This window comes from Pseudaminobacter sp. Soil_N_29 (assembly GCF_057656055.1).
On record NZ_JBDGLC010000055.1, the window covers coordinates 1 to 269 of the forward strand.

General features: G+C 74.0%; 1 pseudogene. It reads right to left on the minus strand.

Annotated elements, in window-relative coordinates:
- Positions 1-29: 29 nt before the first annotated feature.
- Positions 30-269: pseudogene (locus AC3A4H_RS23720) on the minus strand (chemotaxis protein CheD); the annotation flags it as partial.

Below are 269 nucleotides of genomic sequence, written 5' to 3' on the forward strand. Positions count from 1 at the left end.
ATGGGGCATGGCGGGGTCTTTCGGCAAGGTCAGAACAGTTCGACGCTGCCGCCTTGCGGCTGCGGCGGCCGGGCGGCGTCCTGGCTGGCGAAGGCGGCGTCGCCGGCGAGCAGGGCCTGGCGGGCGCGGCCGGAGGCGGGCCAGTATTCGATGCGGCGGCCGCGCGTGCCGCCGAGGTCGCCGCCGACGAGCGCGATGCCCTCGTTGCGCAGGAAGCTTTGCGCGAATTCGGCGTTGAGGGCGCCGATGTCGGACAGGCCCTCGACGGT